This is a genomic window from Methylobacterium nigriterrae, assembly GCF_037106235.1.
Classification (GTDB): Bacteria; Pseudomonadota; Alphaproteobacteria; order Rhizobiales; family Beijerinckiaceae; genus Methylobacterium; species Methylobacterium nigriterrae.
In genome coordinates this window covers 76,291-91,481 of the sequence record NZ_JBAWTG010000009.1, presented here as the reverse complement: position 1 = coordinate 91,481, position 15,191 = coordinate 76,291, and the positions used below count along the sequence as shown (strand labels likewise).

10 protein-coding genes are annotated in these 15,191 nt (G+C 72.2%); 4 read left to right on the top strand and 6 right to left on the bottom strand.

Annotated features, from left to right (window positions below; genetic code table 11):
- Positions 1 to 157: 157 nt before the first annotated feature.
- The 6 genes from WDW90_RS07975 to WDW90_RS07950 form a co-directional block, all read right to left on the bottom strand.
- Complete coding sequence (locus tag WDW90_RS07975; RefSeq protein ID WP_336486823.1) at positions 158 to 1,762, bottom strand: sulfite reductase subunit alpha; 1,605 nt, start codon at positions 1,760 to 1,762, stop codon at positions 158 to 160.
- Positions 1,759 to 3,549: a NirA family protein gene (locus WDW90_RS07970; RefSeq protein ID WP_336486822.1), complete on the bottom strand. Its 1,791-nt coding sequence runs from the start codon at positions 3,547 to 3,549 to the stop codon at positions 1,759 to 1,761. The genes WDW90_RS07975 and WDW90_RS07970 overlap by 4 nt, the downstream gene beginning before the upstream one ends.
- A gap of 12 nt (positions 3,550 to 3,561) precedes the next feature.
- Positions 3,562 to 4,809, bottom strand: a complete 1,248-nt coding sequence (locus WDW90_RS07965; protein ID WP_336486821.1) for an NAD(P)/FAD-dependent oxidoreductase — start codon at positions 4,807 to 4,809, stop codon at positions 3,562 to 3,564.
- Between the two features lie 351 nt (positions 4,810 to 5,160).
- Positions 5,161 to 5,373 (bottom strand): hypothetical protein, encoded by a 213-nt coding sequence (locus tag WDW90_RS07960; RefSeq protein WP_336486820.1) that lies wholly within the window; start codon positions 5,371 to 5,373, stop codon positions 5,161 to 5,163.
- Between the two features lie 96 nt (positions 5,374 to 5,469).
- Entirely contained in the window at positions 5,470 to 6,486 is a 1,017-nt protein-coding gene (locus tag WDW90_RS07955; RefSeq protein ID WP_336486819.1) for a CmpA/NrtA family ABC transporter substrate-binding protein, read from the bottom strand.
- Positions 6,483 to 7,070 (bottom strand): ANTAR domain-containing response regulator, encoded by a 588-nt coding sequence (locus WDW90_RS07950; protein ID WP_336486818.1) that lies wholly within the window; start codon positions 7,068 to 7,070, stop codon positions 6,483 to 6,485. The genes WDW90_RS07955 and WDW90_RS07950 overlap by 4 nt, the downstream gene beginning before the upstream one ends.
- 203 nt (positions 7,071 to 7,273) lie before the next feature.
- Between WDW90_RS07950 and WDW90_RS07945 the strand changes: the two genes are divergently transcribed.
- From WDW90_RS07945 to WDW90_RS07930, 4 genes are all read left to right on the top strand, one after another.
- Positions 7,274 to 7,987, top strand: a complete 714-nt coding sequence (locus WDW90_RS07945) for a hypothetical protein (RefSeq protein ID WP_336486817.1) — start codon at positions 7,274 to 7,276, stop codon at positions 7,985 to 7,987.
- A gap of 194 nt (positions 7,988 to 8,181) precedes the next feature.
- On the top strand, positions 8,182 to 10,074 hold the full coding sequence (locus tag WDW90_RS07940; protein ID WP_336486816.1) for a glycoside hydrolase family 15 protein: 1,893 nt from the start codon (positions 8,182 to 8,184) through the stop codon (positions 10,072 to 10,074).
- A 42-nt stretch (positions 10,075 to 10,116) separates the two neighbouring features.
- Positions 10,117 to 12,192 (top strand): transketolase, encoded by a 2,076-nt coding sequence (gene tkt, locus WDW90_RS07935; RefSeq protein ID WP_336486815.1) that lies wholly within the window; start codon positions 10,117 to 10,119, stop codon positions 12,190 to 12,192.
- A gap of 132 nt (positions 12,193 to 12,324) precedes the next feature.
- Complete coding sequence (locus tag WDW90_RS07930; RefSeq protein ID WP_336486814.1) at positions 12,325 to 15,177, top strand: bifunctional transaldolase/phosoglucose isomerase; 2,853 nt, start codon at positions 12,325 to 12,327, stop codon at positions 15,175 to 15,177.
- The last annotated feature ends 14 nt before the right edge of the window (positions 15,178 to 15,191 follow it).

Sequence of the window (15,191 nt, the reverse complement as noted above, 5' to 3'; positions counted from 1 at the left end):
TTCAGGTGAGCAAGAGTCGGGCCGGGGCGCCCCACCTCTCCCGTCCGGGAGAGGTCGAGTGCGCGTCAGCGCGCCGGGTGAGGGGGGCGACTTTTCCGGGCGCCTCGCACCCCTCACCCCAACCCTCTCCCGAACGGGAGAGGGGGCGTTGCTCAAGTCAGTACACGTCGGCCTGGTAGCGGCCGGCTTTCTTGAGGGCCGCGAGGTAGGCCACCGCCTCGTCGGGGGTCTTCCGGCCGTGCTCGGCCGCGACGTCGATGATCGCCCGCTCCACGTCCTTGGCCATGCGCTTGGCGTCGCCGCAGACGTAGAAATGGGCGCCGCTCTCGAGCCACTTCCACAATTCAGGCCCGTTCTCGCGCATGCGGTCCTGCACGTAGGTCTTCTCGGTGCCGTCGCGCGACCAGGCGAGCGACAGGCGGGTGAGCACACGCGCGTCCTTCAGCCCGTTGAGTTCGTCCTTGTAGAAGAAGTCCGAGGCCTGGCGCTGGTGGCCGTAGAACAGCCAGTTGCGGCCGGGCGCCCGGGTGGCGGCGCGCTCGCGCAGGAAGGCGCGGAACGGGGCGATGCCGGTGCCCGGCCCGCACATGATCACATCCTTCGAGGGGTCGTCGGGCAGGCCGAAGCCGTGCGCCTTCTGCAGGTAGACCTTGACGCGGGTCCTCTCGGGAACGCGCTCGCCGAGATGGGTCGAGGCGACACCGAGGCGCAGCCGCGAGCGGTGGTTGTAGCGCACCGCGTCGACGGTGAGCGACACCCGGCCCGGATCGGCCTTCGGCGAGGAGGAGATCGAGTAGAGCCGTGGCTGCAGTTCGTCGAGGGATTCGAGGAAGACCTCGGCGTCGGGGCGTGCGCCCGGGAACTTGTGGAGCGCGCCGAGCACGTCGAGATGGGCGGCGTCCCCGTCCGGATCCTCGCCGGCGGCCAGCGCCTGCGCCTTCCTGCGCGCCTCCCCGCTCGTGAGCAGCGAGAGGAGCTGGTAGAGCCCGTCGGGCGCCGCGCCGAGCGCGTAGTCGGTCAGCAGCGCCTGCCGCAGGATCTTGGCCCCGATGATCCGCTCCGGCCGGGCGCCGAGCTCGGCGATCACCGCGTCGACGAGAGCCGGGGCGTTCGCCGGGAACAGGCCGAGCGAATCGCCGACGACGTAGGTAATCGGCGTCTCCGTCAGGTCGATCTCGATGTGCCAGGTCTCCTTCTCGCCGCCCGGCGCGTTGAGGCGCGTGCGGGAGACGAAGGTCGCCTCGACCGGGTTCTCGCGGCAGAAGCCGAGCGGCCCGAGCGCGGCCTCCTTTCTCGGGGCGGCCTCGCCGTCGGCGGCGGGCGCCTTGGCCGCGCCACCGCCCGCGCCGAACTCCTCCCCCAGCTTCTTCAGCATCCGCAGCGTGTCCTTGCCGCCGGGCTGGCAGAGGTTCAGCCGCTCCTCGCTCTTCAGGAAGATCGCGTTGGCGTAGTCCGCGCAATTGTAGCCGCACTGGCCGCAATCCTGCTGGGCCATGGCGGCCATCAACTTCTGCGGCTCGGAGCGGTCCTTCGCCAAGTCCATGCGCTCGCCGATCCCGATCGACGGGTCGTGCCAGGGCGCGTCGCCGTTGTCGGCGAGCTGGGGACCACCCGGCGCCTCGCCGGGGGCGAGCGCGGTCGCCCCCTCCACCGCAGGGCCGAGGAGTGCCGCGAAGTAGCCGGACAGCCAGGAGCGCTGGTCCGCCGAGAACGGGGCGCTCTCGGGGATGAGGACGAGAGGGGGCGCGACGTGCTCGCTCATGCTGCGGCCTTCAGGACGGGCTGGTCTTCGGCCAGCGAACGGAGGGTTTCGGGACCGGTGCGGGCGGTGAAGGCCTGGAAGCTCTCGGACATGCCCTCGCGGCCCGCGAGATAGGCGCGCAGCAGAGCCTCGACGCGGCCGGGGCAGTCATCGGCCTTCACGGCCTTCCAGATCTCCGTGCCGATCCTCGGGCTGTCGCCGAAGCCGCCGCCGACCACGATGTCGTAGCCCTCGACCGTGTCACCCTCCTCCGAGACCACGACCTTGGCGCCGATCAGCCCGATATCGCCGATGTAGTGCTGGGCGCAGCTGTGGTGGCAGCCCGTGAGGTGCAGGTTCACCGGCACGTCGAGCTCCTTCACGCGCGCCTCGATGTAGTCGGCGATGAGGAGCGCGTGGCCCTTCGTGTCGGAGGCCGCGAACTTGCAGCCGCGGTTGCCCGTGCAGGCGACGAGGCCGGCCCGGATGCTCGACGCGCGCGTGGTGAGGCCGAGCGCGGCGACCCGCGCCTCGACCTCGGCGAGCTTGGCATCGGGCACGCCCGAGAACAGGAAGTTCTGCCAGACGGTCAGGCGGATCTGCCCGTCGCCGCAATCGCGGGCGATCCCGGCGAGCACCCGCATCTGGTCGGTGGTCATCCGGCCCACCGGCAGGATCACCCCGACCCAGTTCAGGCCCGCCTGGACCTGGGCGTGGACGCCGACATGCGCGAAGCGGTCCATCGGGCCGCGCGGCGCGATCCGCGCCGGATCGACCCGGTCGAGCGGATGCCCGAGCTTCTCCTCGACGGCGGCGAGGTACTTGTCGAAGCCCCAGGCGTCGAGGACGTACTTCATCCGGGCCTTGTTGCGGTTGGTGCGGTCGCCGTTCTCGATGAAGACGCGCAGGATCGCGTCGGCCACCCGGTTGCAATCCTCGGGCCTGAGGACGATCCCGGTGTCGCGGGCGAGGTCGCGGTGGCCCGAGATGCCGCCGAGCACGAGGCGCATCCAGATGCCGGGCTCGACCGTGGCGCCGTCGAGGACCCGCACGGCCTGGAAGCCGATGTCGTTCGTCTCCTCGAGCACCGGCATGACGCCGCCGCCGTCGAAGGCGACGTTGAACTTGCGCGGCAGGCCGAAGAGGGAGCGGTCGTTCAGGATCCAGTTGTGCCAGGACTTGGCCAGCGGCCGCGTGTCGATGAGTTCCCGCGCGTCGATCCCTGCGACCGGCGAGCCCGTCACGTTGCGGATGTTGTCGGCGCCCGCGCCCCGGGCGGTCAGGCCGAGGTCGACCAGTCCGTCGAGGAAAGGCTGGCCGTGCTCGGGCGCGATCTCGCGGACCTGGAGATTCGCCCGCGTCGTCACGTGGGCGTAGCCGCCGCCATGCGCGTCGGCGAGGTCGGCGACCCCTGAGAATTGCCAATGCTGCAGGATGCCGTTCGGGATGCGCAGGCGGCACATGTAGGAATTCTGCGCGGGCGCCACCCAGAACAGGCCGTGATAGCGCCAGCGGAAATTGTCCTCGGGCTTCGGCGCCTTGCCGGTCGCGGCCTCGCCGATCAGCCGGTTATGGCCCTCGAACGGGTTCTCGGCCCGCTTCCACTTCTCCTGGTCGCAGAGCTTGCCGCCGTCCCGGACGGTCCGGTCCTGCGCCTTGATGTGAGGCGCGTCGGGTCCCGTCGGCTCGGTCGGCGGCACGCCCGCCCCCTGGCCGGCGCTGAGGCCGCCGGTCATCCGGGCGGCGGCGATGCCGGAGGCGAAGCCTTCGAGATAGCGCTTCTGCTCGGCGTTGAAGTCTTCGGGCACGCGCGGCCTCCGTTACGCTGCGAGGGTCCGGGGCGGCGTGCGCCCGAACATGAGATCGTCGAGATGGCCGGTGACCGGCTCGCCGGAGCGGATCAGGGCCTTGCACCAGCCCTGCTCGCCGATGTCGCCGACGAAGACCGCGCCGATCAGGCGCCCGCCCTCGACGAGGAGCTTCCGGTAGAGGCCCGCGCCCGGATCGCTCAGCACGATCGCCTCGGCGCCCTCCGGCGTGTCGACGGCGCCGGCCGAGAAGACGGGCAGCCCCGAGACCTTGAGGCTCGTGGAGAGCGCCGTGCCGAGATAGGCCGCGTCGTCCCCCGCCAGGTGGCGGCTCAGGGTCTCCGCCTGCTCGTAGGCCGGCTCGACGAGGCCGTAGACCTGGCCCCGGTGCTCGGCGCACTCGCCGAGCGCGAAGATGCGGGGGTCGGAGGTGGTCATCCGGTCGTCGACGGTGATGCCGCGGCCGGTCGCGAGGCCCGCCCCCCTCGCCAGCGCGACCGAGGGGCGCACGCCGACCGACATCACCACGAGGTCTGCCGGCAGCACGGTGCCGTCGGCGAGGCGCAGGCGCTCGACGCGGGCTCCGCCCTCGATGGCGGCGGTATCGGCCCCGAGCATCACCTTGACGCCGCGGGCCTCCATCGCCCGCTTCACGAGGCCGGCGGCCGCTTGGTCGAGCTGGCGCTCCATCAGGCGGTCCATGACGTGCAGCAGCGTCGTGTCGATGCCGAGGCGCGCCAGGCCGACCGCCGCCTCGAGCCCGAGCAGGCCGCCGCCGATGACGACCGCCCTGGCGTGCCGGACGGCCGCCTTGCGGATCGCCGCCACGTCGGCGAGATCCCGGAAGGTGATGACGCCCGGCAGGTCCATGCCGGGCCTAGCCAGGCGGATCGGGGCGGAGCCGACGGCGAGGATCAGCTTGTCGAAGGGCAGGACGTGGGTCTCGCCGGCGATGGCCAGGGCGCTCTCCCGGTCGATCGCCGTCACGGGGGCGCCCGTGATCAGGCGGATGCCGTGCTCGGCGTACCAGTCGAGGCTCCGGAAGGCGCAGGCCGCCTCGTCGACCTCGCCGCCGAGCAGCGAGGACAGCAGGACCCGGTTGTAGGCGGCCACCGGCTCGGCGCCGACCACCGTGACGTCGTAGCGGCCGGGCGCGCGCTCGGTCAGGCGCTCGAGGAAGCGCAGGGAGGCCATGCCGTTGCCGACGACGACGAGGCGCTCGCGCGCCCTCGACTCAGGGTCCGTCCGGGTTATCGCCATCGCGTGTCGGGTCTCGTCCTCGGGTGTGGGTTGGCGGGCCGCCGGATCGGAAAGAAAAAGCCGCTGCCGGTCGTCCGCCGCGGGTCGCACCCGCGAGATGACCGGATCAGCGGCCTCGCTGACGGTGCTGCCCGTCGCCGTTGACGGACCCGTGAGGAACAGCAGGTTCCGTGCCAAGCCCGGCGGGCGGCTACCTTGAGGATTGAGCGCCCTCGGGAATTCCGGTGCGGGCGCGGCCACGCTCAGGCGCCCGCGCCGAGCGCGTGCACTGCACAAAATTCAGGCGATTGGAGTCGAAAGATGCAGACCGGCGCGGGCGGGCGACGGTGTCGCCCGCCCGGGGTCGCCCGATCAGATCAGGATCGAGAGAGCGAGCGCGATGCCGATGGTGGGGGCCGTGCCGATCGCGAGCGCCCAGTGCCACAGCTTCGGTGCGGAGGACCGCCGGTTCTCGTTGGCAGGGCGCGGCGGCACCGCCCGCAATCGCACGTAGCGCGACAACTCGACCCGATCACGCCGGATCGGAGGCAGGTTCGCGCTGATGGTGCTGCGGCAGCCGGGCATTGCGCGCAATCAACGGCGAGCCGTTCTTTCCGTTCCCCGGCGGCGGCGGATTTGCGCGGCTTCGTACGCTCCCTCTCAGGGCGGCGCCGCGACGGCCTAATCTGTCGCCACGGCCGCCTCGAACAGGTCCGGCCGGAACAGGGATTCGGCGGCCCCCGCGAGGTCGCGCCCCGGGGGAAGCTGCCCGGCCGGGGCCATCTCGGCCATCAGCCGGCGCGCCTGCGTGCGGGCCGGGGCATGCGCCGCCGCGCCGAGGCGCAGATAGGCGGGCGCCGTGCGCCGGCGGCCGGCCGCGTCGAGGACGATCTCGCCTTCGAGGCAGCGGGCGATCAGGCCCGCATCCTGCCCGAGATGCGAGCGGCGGGCGAGGCGATGCGCGAGCTCCGTCCGGTTGGCGCTCTGCGCGCACCAGAGCCCCGCCCGGGCCACCGCACGCACGAGCGGCACGGCCGCCTCGCCGAGGCGTCCGGACAGCGCCAGGACCTTCTCGGGGCAATCGGGCGTGATCTCGCAGCCGAGGGCGGCGATCCGCCCGATCCCCGCCGCCACCGCCACCGAGTTCCAGGGCGCGCCCGCGCAGAACCCGTCGACGAGGCCGCGCGCGAGCGCCTCGACGCTGTGCTGCGGCGGCACGGCCACGAGGCGGATCGCCGACAGGTCGAGCCCGCCCCGCGCGAGCAGGTGGCGCCATTGGTAGGTGTGGCACGAGAAGGGATGCACGGTGCCGAGTGTCAGCAGGCGGCCCTCCCGGCGGCGCGCCGCGACGATGCGCGCGAGAGCGCGGGCGACGCTGTCGAGCCCGTCGTCGCCCGGCTCCATCGCGTCCCAGAGGGCGTTCGACAGGGTGACGGCGTTGCCGTTCAGGCTGAGGCCGAGCGGCACCGCGAGGTCGGCGGGCGGGCCGCTGAGGCCCAGCGCGCTCGCGAGCGCGAGCGGTGCCAGCATGTGGGCGGCGTCGAGGTAGCCGAGCGCCAGCCGGTCGCGCAGGGTCGCCCAGGAAGGCTCGGGCGAGAGGTCGAGGTCGAGGCCCTCCTCGCGCCCGAACCCCATCTCGGCCGCCGCGATCAGCGGGGCGGCGTCGCAGAGGGGGATATAGCCGAGATGCAGCCTCATCCGAGCAGGTCCGCGGTCGTCACGATGGCGCGGGCGATGTCGGCGATCTTGCGCTTCTCGTTCATGGCCTTGCGGCGCAGCTGCTTGTAGGCCTCGTCCTCCGACAGGCCCTTCACGCTCATCAGGATGCCCTTGGCGCGCTCGATCATCTTGCGGTCGGCGAGTTCGCTGCGGGCCTCGGACAATTCGCGCTGCAGCCGCGCGAAGGCGTTGAAGCGCAGGATCGCGATGTCGAGGATCGGCTTGATGCGCTCGGGGCGCAGCCCGTCCACCACGTAGGCCGAGATGCCCGCGTCGACCGCGGCCTGCATCATGGTGGCGTCCGAACGGTCGACGAACATCGCCACCGGCCGCTCCACCTGCCGGGAGACCCCCGACATCTGCTCGAGGATGTCCCGGCTCGGGCTCTCGAGGTGGATCACCACCACGTCGGGCCTCAGCGTGGAGACGCGCTCCAGGAGGTCGGCGGTGTCGGGGATGATGGCGACGCGTCCGATGCCGGCGGCGCGCAGGCCCTCTTCCAGGATGGCGGCCCGGGCCCGGCTCGGGTCGATCACGGCGACGGTCAGGTTCGATTCGGTCATCGGGGCCCGGCTCGGGCGGCGTCCTCGGTTGCGGCGGCCGGCGGTGGCCCGGCGCCGCTGCCGGACGCAAGCGGCGTGCCCGGGCCGGCGGGACCCGCGCAAGCCCGTGACCGAAGGTTACCGAGCGGAAAGGAAACGGCCCCGCTTCCGCCGCAAATCGCGACGCACTCTCGCCCCGGATGCGAATGCTGGCGAGGTTTGGTGTGAGTCGCAGCTCCGACCACAGCCCGAAGCACAGCCCGAAGCACAGCCCGAAGCGCGGCCCGGTCGGGGCGATGCCGGACGGTCTCGCCACCGCCGAGCGCTCGGGCGTCGCGCTCCCCTTCCTGCCGACCCTCGTCACCGCCGTCCTGGTGGCGGCCCTCTCGCTCCTCTGCCGCGAGCCGGCGCGCCCCGAGGCGCCCCCGGCGGCGCCCGCGGCCCCGGCCGCCGCGCAGGCCCGGATCATCGACGCCGAAGCCTTCCACCCGGCCGCCCCGGCGGGTTCCGGGCCGCATGTCCCCGCCGCCCTGGCCTTCGCCCAGGCCTATCCGCTGGCTCCCGTCGAGACGCGGGCGGCGGCCTCGGCGCCGCGCCCGGCCGCCCGCATCGCCGCGATGCCGTCCCGGCGCGGCCCCTGCCAACGCTGCGAGGCCGCGGGCCAGCGCCGCCCCGATCCCATCATGGCCATGAAGGCGTCCGCGCCGGTGGGCGAGCGCGCCGGGGCGGAGCAGCCGCAGCGTCCGGACCCCGCCGTTCCCGACCCTGCCCTGCCCGACCTCGCCCTTCCCGACTTTGCCCTGCCCGACCTCGCTCTGCCCTTCGCGCCGGCCGCCCGAGCTGCCGATCGGGCCGCCGACCGGGCCGCCGGCCTCCTGCGCACGGGCGCCGCCGCGCTCGGCGGCTCCGTCGCCGTCCTGGTCGACCGCCTGCGCTGACGCGCACTGGTCGACCGCCTGCGCCGACGCCCACTGGTCGACCGCCAGCGCCGACGCGGACCGGGATCCGCCTCCGACCCGGCCGTTCGTGCGGCCACGCGCAATCGCGTGAGCAGGCTGGACCCTGGCCCCCGGCAGGATTACGTGGACGCCGTCGAGCCTTGGCGGTGCGGCGCCGCGGGACAGGGACCAGGATGGCAGCCAGGATCGAGGATTACGCGCTCGTCGGCGACTGCCGGACCGCCGCGCTGATCAGCCGGGACGGCAGCGTCGACTGGCTGTGCTGGCCGCGCTTCGACGCCTCCGCCTGCTTCGCGGCGCTGCTGGGCACGCCCGAGCACGGCTTCTGGCGCCTGGCGCCCGTGGCGAAGCACGTCAAGACCAGCCGCTGCTACCGCGACGGTACCCTCGTTCTCGAGACCCGCCACGCGACCCGCGAGGGCGAGGTCCTCGTCACCGACTACATGCCGGCCGGGGACGGCTCGCACCTGATCCGCCTCGTCGAGGGCGTGCACGGGCGGGTCGCCATGCGGATGGATCTGGCGATCCGGTTCGACTACGGCTCGGCCGTGCCGTGGGTCTCGCACAACGAGTGGGGCGACCTGCGCGCCATCTCGGGGCCGCACAAGCTCGTCCTGCGCACGCAGGCCCATCTCCACGGAGTCGACCAGACCACGGTCTCGGAATTCACCGTCCGGGCCGGCGAGAGCGTGGCCTTCACCCTCAGCTACGCCGCCTCGCATGAGGAGGACCCGGCCCCGGTCGAGCCCCGCAAGGTGCTGGCCGCCACCGACAGCTTCTGGCGGGACTGGTCGCGCCACTGCGCCTGCGGCACTCCCTGGGACGACATCCTCCGGCGCTCGCTCCTGACGCTGAAGGCGCTGATCTACGCGCCGACCGGCGGGATCGTGGCCGCGCCCACCACCTCGCTGCCCGAGCAGCTCGGCGGCGTGCGCAACTGGGACTACCGGTTCTGCTGGCTGCGCGACTCGACCTTCACGCTGCTGGCGCTCATGGATGCCGGCTTCGTCGAGGAGGCGCGCGCCTGGCGCAACTGGCTCCTGCGGGCGGTCGCCGGCAACCCGGAGCAGGCTCACATCCTCTACGGCATCGCGGGCGAGCGCCTGCTGCCCGAGATCGAGCTCGACTGGCTGCCCGGCTACGAGGGGTCGAGGCCGGTGCGGGTCGGCAACGCCGCGGTCGCGCAGTTCCAGCTCGACGTCTACGGCGAATTGTTCGACGCGCTCTACCAGGCGCGGCGCCGCGGCCTGTCGGACGACCGGGACGGCTGGCGCGTCGGCCTCGCCCTGATGGGCCACCTGGAGAAGGTCTGGCACGAGCCGGACGAGGGCATCTGGGAGGTGCGCGGCGGGCGCAAGCACTTCACGCACTCGAAGGTGATGGCCTGGGTCGCCTTCGACCGGGCGATCCGCGCCCACGAGGAGGCGCGACACCTCGCCCCCGACGCACCGCTCGACCGCTGGCGCGGCATCCGCGACCGGATCCACCGGGAGGTCTGCGAGAAGGGGTTCGACGCGGAACTCGGCAGCTTCGTGCAGTATTACGGCTCGAAGAGGCTCGATGCGAGCCTGCTCCTCATCGCCCATATGGGCTTCCTGCCGCAGGACGATCCCCGCGTCGTCGGCACCGTCGCGGCGATCGGCAAGCACCTGATGCGGGACGGTTTCGTCCTGCGCTACGACACCGAGGGCCAGAAGACGGACGGCCTGCCGGGGGGCGAGGGCGCCTTCATCCCCTGCAGCTTCTGGTATGCGGACAATCTCATCGGCCTCGGCCGGCGGGAGGAGGCGCGCGAGCTCATCGAGCGCCTGATAGGGGTCTGCAATGACCTCGGGCTGGTTGCGGAAGAGTACGATCAGGAGGAGAAGCGCCTCGTCGGGAACTTCCCGCAGGCCTTCAGCCACGTCGCGCTCGTGAACACGATCCTGAACTACAGCCGGGCCGAGGGGCCGGCGCGGGAGCGGGGCGGCGCGGCGGGGACGGGCGAGGGGAAGCACCACGGGCACCACCGCGCGGGCGCCGTGCCGCCCGTGCCCGTCGCCGCCGAGGCGCCGGCCGGCGCCTGACAGACAGAACGTGACGCGACAGACCTTTAGGAAGACGAGACCATGAGCGGAGCAGAGACCGGACCCAAGGCGGCCTTGAGCGAGGTCGAGAAGCTCAGCATCGACACGATCCGCACGCTGGCGATCGACGCGGTGCAGAAGGCGAATTCCGGCCACGCCGGCGCCCCGATGGCGCTCGCCCCCGTCGCCTACACCCTGTGGAACCGCTACCTGCGCTACGACCCGGCCCACCCGCACTGGCCGAACCGCGACCGCTTCGTGCTGTCCGCCGGCCACGCCTCGATGCTGCTCTACGCGCTCCTTCACCTGGCGGGCGTGGCGCGCGAGGACGGCGGCAACGCGCCGGCCGTCTCGCTCGACGACATCAAGCAGTTCCGCCAGCTCGACAGCCGCACGCCCGGCCACCCCGAGCACCACTTCACCACCGGCGTCGAGACCACCACCGGGCCGCTCGGCCAGGGGGTGGCGAACTCGGTCGGCATGGCGATGGGCGGCCGCTTCCTGGGCGAGCGCCTCAACAAGCCGGAATTGCCGCTGTTCGACTACAATGTCTACGCGATCTGCTCGGACGGCGACCTGATGGAGGGCGTCTCGGGCGAGGCCGCCTCGATCGCCGGCCATCTGCGCCTGTCGAACCTGTGCTGGATCTACGACAACAACACCATCACGATCGAGGGCCACACCGAGCTCGCCTTCGGCGAGGAGGTGGCAACCCGCTTCCTGGCCTATGGCTGGCAGGTGCTGCGGGTCGCCGACGCCAACGATGTGCACGCGATCGCGTCCGCGCTCGAGACCTTCCTGCAATCCTCCGACCGGCCGACGATCATCATCGTCAACTCGATCATCGGCTACGGCGCGCCGAGCAAGCAGAACACCGCCAAGGCCCATTCCGACGCGCTCGGCGAGGACGAGGTCCGGGGCGCCAAGCGCGCCTACGGCTGGCCGGAGGAGGCGCAGTTCCTCGTGCCCGACGGCGTCGTCGAGAATTTCCGCGGCGGCATCGGCGCGCGCGGCGCCGCGCTCTACGCCCAGTGGCAGGGCTTCCTGAAGGCGGCGAAGGAGGGAGATCCGGAGCATGCCGAGGACGTCTCGGCCTTCCTCGAAGGGCGCCTGCCCGAGGGCTGGGACCGCGACATTCCGGTTTTCCCCGCCGACGCCAAGGGCCTCGCCACCCGCGAATCCTCCGGCAAGGTGCTGAACGCCATCGCGCAGCACGTCCCCTTCATGCTCGGCGGCTCGGCCGACCTCGCGCCGTCCAACAAGACCAAGCTCGAATTCGAGGGGGCCGGCACGCTGGCCCCGTTCGAGCCGGGCGGGCGCAACATCCATTTCGGCGTGCGCGAGCACGCGATGGGCTCGATCGTGAACGGCCTCGGCCTCGTCGGGCTTCGCGCCTACGGCGCCACCTTCCTCGTCTTCGCCGACTACATGCGGCCGCCGATCCGCCTCGCCTCGCTGATGGAATTGCCGATCTTCCACGTCTTCACGCACGACTCGATCGGCGTCGGCGAGGACGGGCCGACCCACCAGCCGGTGGAGCAGCTCCTGTCGCTCCGCGCGATTCCCGGCCTGGTGACGCTGCGCCCGGCCGACGCCAACGAGGTGGCGGAAGCCTACCGGATGATCTTCTCGCTGAAGGACCAGCCGGCGGTGCTCGCCCTCTCCCGCCAGCCGCTGCCGACCCTCGACCGGGCGCGCTACGCGAGCGCCGCCGGCGTGGCGCGGGGCGCCTACGTTCTGGCCGACAGCGACGGCACGCCCGACGTGATCCTGATCGGCTCGGGCTCGGAGGTGCAGCTCTGCATCGGCGCCTACGAGGCGCTGAAGCAGGAGGGCGTGCGGGCGCGCGTCGTCTCCATGCCCTCCTGGGACCTGTTCGAGCGCCAGGACGAGCGCTACCGCAACGCGGTGCTGCCGCCGGACGTGCTGGCGCGCGTCGCCGTCGAGCAGGGCTCGGTGATCGGCTGGGACCGCTACGCGGGCTCCTCCGGCACGATCATCGGCATGCACACCTTCGGCTCCTCGGCCCCGCTCAAGGACCTTCTGAAGAAGTTCGGCTTCACGCCCGACAAGGTGCTGGAGGCGGCCCGCGACCAGGTGCGGAAGCACAGGCGCTGACAGGCCGCCCCGCCTCAACTCCTCCCGGCCCGGAACGGGCTTGCCCGATCCCGGAGAACGGGAGCAGATCTCGGGCAGGCCCGAGACCTGCGGGCCGGAGAGCCCCGTTTCAGACTGCGAGGATCGATCGGCATGAACGCGCTCAAGGCCCTTCACACCGAACAGGACCAGGCCGTCTGGCTCGATTTCGTGGCCCGGGGATTCATCCAGGAGGGCAGGCTCAAGGCCCTGGTGGAGGAGGACGGCCTGCGGGGCGTGACCTCGAACCCCGCCATCTTCGAGAAGGCGATCGGCGCGTCGAACGAGTACGACCCGGCTCTCAAGGCGGCGCAGGACGCTGGCGACTCCCGGGTCATCGACCTCTACGAGGGCCTCGCCATCGCGGACATCCAGGCTGCGGCGGACGTGCTGCGCCCCGTCTACGAGGCGAGCGACGGGGCCGACGGCTATGTCAGCCTCGAAGTCTCCCCCTACCTCGCCCTCGACACCGAGGCGACGCTCGCCGAGGCGCGCCGCCTCCACAGGGCGGTCGGCCGCGACAACCTGATGGTGAAGGTGCCGGCGACCCCGGAAGGCCTGCCGGCGATCCGCCGGCTCACGGCCGAGGGCATCAGCATCAACATCACGCTCCTGTTCTCGCAGAGCGTCTACGAGGCGGTGGCCCGCGCCTTCATCGAGGGCCTGACCGAGCTCGACCGCAACGGCGGCGACGTCTCCCGCGTGGCGAGCGTGGCGAGCTTCTTCATCAGCCGCATCGACTCCGCGGTCGACAAGGCGCTCGACGAGGCGATCGCGCGGGCCAACGACCCCGACGAGAAGGCGGCGCTCGAGGCCCTGAAGGGCAAGGTCGCGATCGCCAACGCCAAGCTCGCCTACCAGAGCTACAAGCAGATCTTCGCCGCGCCCGAATGGCAGGCGCTGGCGGGTAAGGGCGCCAAGGCGCAGCGCCTGCTCTGGGCTTCCACGGGCACCAAGAACAAGGCCTACTCGGACGTGCTCTACGTCGAGGAGCTGATCGGCCCGAACACCGTCAACACCATGCCGCCGGCCACGATGGACGCGTTCCGCGACCATGGAAAGGTGCGGGCCACGATCGAGGAGGACGTCGCGAGCGCGCGCGCCGTGATGGAGCGGCTCGCGCGCGCCGGCATCGACATCGAGGCGGTGGCCCGGCAGCTCGTCCAGGAGGGCGTGCAGCTCTTCATCGACGCGGCCGACAAGCTCCTCGGCGCGGTGGCCGACAAGCGCGCCGCGCTCCTCGGGGCGCGCCTCGACGGGCAGACCCTCTGCCTCGCCGACGGCCTCCGGACGGAGGCCGCCAAGGCGGTCGAGGAATGGCGGGCGGGCGGCGCCATCCGCCGGCTCTGGGCGCACGACAGGACGGTTTGGTCGGGCGCCGACGAGGATCGCTGGCTCGGCTGGCTGCGCATCGTCGAGGACGAGCTCGCGAAGGCCGGCGCCTACGCCGATCTCGGTGCCTGGGTGAAGGGGCGCGGCTTCACCGACGCGGTCGTCCTCGGCATGGGCGGGTCGAGCCTCGGTCCGGAAGTGCTCGCCGAGACCTACGGCCATCGCGAGGGCTTCCCGCGGCTGCGCATCCTCGACTCGACGAACCCGGACGAGGTGCGGGCCGTCGAGGCGGCCGTGGACCTCGCCTCGACGCTGTTCATCGTGGCGAGCAAGTCCGGCTCGACGCTCGAGCCCAACGTCTTCCGCGACTACTTCCTGGCGCGGATGAAGGAGGTCGTCGGCGACCGGGCCGGCTCGCACTTCGTGGCGATCACGGATCCCGGCTCCGCCATGGAGCAGGCCGCGAGGGCGGACAAGTTCGAAAAGATCTTCCACGGCGTGCCGCAGATCGGCGGGCGCTACTCGGTTCTGTCGGCCTTCGGCCTCGTGCCGGCGGCCGTGATCGGCATCGACGTGCCCGAGTTCCTGGCGGCCGCCCGCGTCATGGTTCGCTCCTGCGGCCCGGCCGTGCCGCCCGCCCACAATCCGGGCGTGCTGCTCGGCACCGCGCTGGGCGCCGCCGCGGTCACGGAGGGGCGCGACAAGGTCACGATCATCGCGTCCCGGCCGATCGCCACCTTCGGGGCCTGGGCCGAGCAGCTCATCGCGGAATCGACGGGCAAGCAGGGCAAGGGCCTGATCCCGATCGACGGCGAACCGGTCGACGTGCCGGCCGTCTACGGGCACGACCGCTTCTTCGTCTACCTGCGCCTCGACGGCTTCGCCGACGCGCAGCAGGACGAGGCCGTGCGCAACCTCGAGCGCGAGGGGCACCCGGTCGCCCGGATCACGCTTGAGAAGGCGGAGCAGCTGCCGCAGGAATTCTTCCGCTTCGAGATGGCGACCGCGGTGGCGGGCGCGGTGCTCGGCATCAACCCGTTCGACCAGCCGGACGTCGAGGCGAGCAAGGTCGAGACCAAGAAGCTGTTCGCGGCCGCCGAGCAGAGCGGCGCGCTGCCGCCCGAGACGCCGCTGTTCGAGGACGAGACCATCGCGCTCTACGCCGATCCGAGGAACGCCGGGGCGCTGCCCGAGGCGGCCGAGGGGCTGGAGGCGGGCATCCGCGCCCAGCTCGCGCGCCTCAAGGACGGCGACTACCTCGCGCTGCTGGCCTACCTGCCCCGCAACGCGGCCAATCAGGCCGTCCTGCAGCGCGCGCGCCTCGCCGTGCGCGACGCGCGCCGCGTCGCGACCTGCCTCGAATTCGGGCCGCGATTCCTGCACTCGACGGGCCAGGCCTACAAGGGCGGGCCGGATTCGGGCGTGTTCGTGCAGATCACCGCCGATCCGGCGGAGGATCTCGCGATCCCCGGCCGCAAGCTCGGCTTCGGCACGGTGGTCGCCGCGCAGGCCCGCGGCGACTTCGCGGTGCTGGCCGAGCGCGGCCGGCGGGCGCTGCGGGTCCATATCAGGGGCGGCGACGTGCCGGCGGGCCTCAGGCGCATCGTGGCCGCGATCGAGGGGGCCGTCGGCTAAAGAGCGCGCCCGCG

Coding starts and splice junctions, on each gene's coding strand:
- WDW90_RS07975 (WP_336486823.1), bottom strand. CDS start 1,762: ATGAGCGAGCACGTCGCGCCCCCTCTCGTCCTCATCCCCGAGAGCGCC.
- WDW90_RS07965 (WP_336486821.1), bottom strand. CDS start 4,809: ATGGCGATAACCCGGACGGACCCTGAGTCGAGGGCGCGCGAGCGCCTC.
- WDW90_RS07960 (WP_336486820.1), bottom strand. CDS start 5,373: ATGCCCGGCTGCCGCAGCACCATCAGCGCGAACCTGCCTCCGATCCGG.
- WDW90_RS07955 (WP_336486819.1), bottom strand. CDS start 6,486: ATGAGGCTGCATCTCGGCTATATCCCCCTCTGCGACGCCGCCCCGCTG.
- WDW90_RS07950 (WP_336486818.1), bottom strand. CDS start 7,070: ATGACCGAATCGAACCTGACCGTCGCCGTGATCGACCCGAGCCGGGCC.
- WDW90_RS07940 (WP_336486816.1), top strand. CDS start 8,182: ATGGCAGCCAGGATCGAGGATTACGCGCTCGTCGGCGACTGCCGGACC.
- tkt (WP_336486815.1), top strand. CDS start 10,117: ATGAGCGGAGCAGAGACCGGACCCAAGGCGGCCTTGAGCGAGGTCGAG.
- WDW90_RS07930 (WP_336486814.1), top strand. CDS start 12,325: ATGAACGCGCTCAAGGCCCTTCACACCGAACAGGACCAGGCCGTCTGG.